We start from the raw sequence: 2,113 nt of genomic DNA, 5'->3' as shown, positions 1-2,113 counted from the left end.
GGCGGCGTGCCGACGCGGCGCAGGCTGTGGCCGCGCGGCCGGAAATGCGACGGGAAGGCGAGCGTCCGCCCGCCCTCCGTCAGCACCGGCGTGTTGCAGTCGCAGCGGAAGATCGGCGGGGCGTGCAGCCGGAGCGGCCCGGCCGGCCGCCACTCGACATGCAGTCCCGCCTCGGGCGCGTCGAGGACGACGCTCCAGCCGGCCTGCTCGTCCAAGCCCCCCGCCCCTGGCGCTAGACGCCGAAGTCCCAGCGGGCGATCGTCAGGTGGTCCTCGACGCCGCGGATTCCGGGCAGCGTCTGCGCCGCCACCACCATCGCCCGGCGCTCGTCCTCGGTGCGCACGAAGCCCCAGAGATGGGCGACGCCGCCCTCGACCATGACGTTGAAGGTGGGGCCGCCGAACCACGGCTCGTGCTTCAGCTTTTCGACCAGCCGGTCGCGCAGCGCCGCGTCGCTCTCGCCGGTGCCCGTCGGCCGGGTGGCCGGCGCGCCATGGGCGACGATCGCCTGGACGAGGTTGGCGCGGCTGATGATGCCGACGAGCTGTCCCTGGTCGACGACGGGCACCCGCTTGATCCCGTGCCGCTCCATCGTCGCGGCGACGCGGTCGAGGGTCGCGTCGGGTCCGACGGTCACGACGTCGCGGGTCATCACCGCGTCGGCGGTCGGCCCCTCGGACTTGACGTAGTCCGCGGCCAGGGTCTGCGGGTCGGAGAGGAAGCGCAGGAGCCAGGGCCGGTGGCGCTCGGTACCGATCTCGCTCCGGCGGATGAGATCGCCTTCGCTGACGATGCCGACGATGCGGCCGGCCGCGTCGACCACCGGGGCGGCGCTGATGCGCTTCTCGACCAGCAGCCGGGCGACATCGAGGATGGGGGTGGCCGGGGTGACGGTGTGGACAGCGGTCGTCATGACGTCGCGTGCGCGCATCTGGCTCTCCTCTGGCGGCTCTTTCCGGCCGGACGGCGACAGGTTGGCCCGGCGGTCGGGGGCGCGTCGTTGACGCAGATCATCATTCCGCCATACGGCCACGCTAGTTTGGCGGCCGACAATGGTCGTTCGGCAGCAGGACAGGAGTTCGTCGATGAGGGGTGCCAGGAACCCGACGGCTAGGATCGCTCCGGTGAAGTCGGTCGCAGCGCCCCCGCCCGAAACCCCGACGGAGGTGCCGTCCGCCTCGGAGGCGATGGCGGAGGTGGTCGATCGCTCGATCACGGCCAACGTCGCGCGGCTCACCGGGGGGCTGTCGCCCGCCGCGCTGACCGGTGCCGCGCTCGATTGGTGGGTGCATCTCGCGATGGCGCCCGGCCGCCGCTTTCATCTCGCCGAGAAGGCATGGCGAAAGTGGGCGCGCCTCGCCGCCTATGCCGGCCGCTGCGGCCTCGACGGCGATGTGGCGCCCTGCATCGAACCCCTGCCCCAGGATCACCGCTTCACCGCAGACGCATGGCGTCGCTGGCCGTGGAACGTCATGAGCCAAGCGTTCCTGCTGCAGCAGCAATGGTGGCACAACGCTACGGTCGGGGTGCCGGGCGTCACCCGCCAGCACGAGGCGGCGGTCGACTTCGCATCGCGCCAGATCCTCGACATGTTCGCGCCGTCGAACTTCGTCCTCACCAATCCCGAGGTGCTGGAGCGCACGATCGCCAGCGGCGGAAGCAACCTCGCGGCCGGTCTCGCCAACCTGTTCGAGGACTGGGAGCGGGCGGTCGCCGGCCGCCCGCCGGTTGGGGCCGAGGCGTTCCAGGTCGGCCGCAACCTCGCCGTCACCCCGGGCAAGGTCGTCTGGCGCAATGCGCTGATGGAGCTGATCCAGTACGCGCCCGCCACCGATGCCGTGCGGCCGGAACCGATCCTGATCGTCCCGGCCTGGATCATGAAGTACTACATCCTCGACCTGTCGCAGCGGAACTCGCTGGTGCGCTGGCTGGTCGAGCGCGGCTACACCGTGTTCATCCTCTCCTGGAAAAACCCGGACGCGGGCGATCGCGACCGCGACCTCGAGGACTATCGTCGCCTCGGCGTGATGGCGGCGCTCGACGCCATCGGGGCGATCCTGCCGGGCCGGCCGATCCACGGCGTCGGCTACTGCCTCGGCGGCACGCTGCTGAC

General features: G+C 71.5%; 3 protein-coding genes. 1 reads left to right on the top strand and 2 read right to left on the bottom strand.

Features of this window, described 5'->3' with window-relative positions:
- On the bottom strand, positions 1-215 hold a 215-nt coding region (locus tag ACE3Q3_RS24120; protein WP_374450370.1), incomplete at its 3' end, for a hypothetical protein.
- A 17-nt stretch (positions 216-232) separates the two neighbouring features.
- The gene (locus tag ACE3Q3_RS24115; RefSeq protein WP_374450368.1) at positions 233-931 is read right to left on the bottom strand and encodes a CBS domain-containing protein; all 699 of its coding nucleotides are present in this window, start codon (positions 929-931) and stop codon (positions 233-235) included.
- A gap of 193 nt (positions 932-1,124) precedes the next feature.
- Here ACE3Q3_RS24115 and ACE3Q3_RS24110 point away from each other — a divergent pair.
- On the top strand, positions 1,125-2,113 hold a 989-nt coding region (locus tag ACE3Q3_RS24110), incomplete at its 3' end, for a PHA/PHB synthase family protein (RefSeq protein ID WP_374450366.1).

It is taken from the genome of Allostella sp. (genome assembly GCF_041913585.1).
Taxonomy (GTDB): Bacteria; Pseudomonadota; Alphaproteobacteria; order ATCC43930; family Allostellaceae; genus Allostella.
Note: the sequence above shows the minus strand (reverse complement) of the source record. Positions and strands in the feature narration are given on the sequence as shown.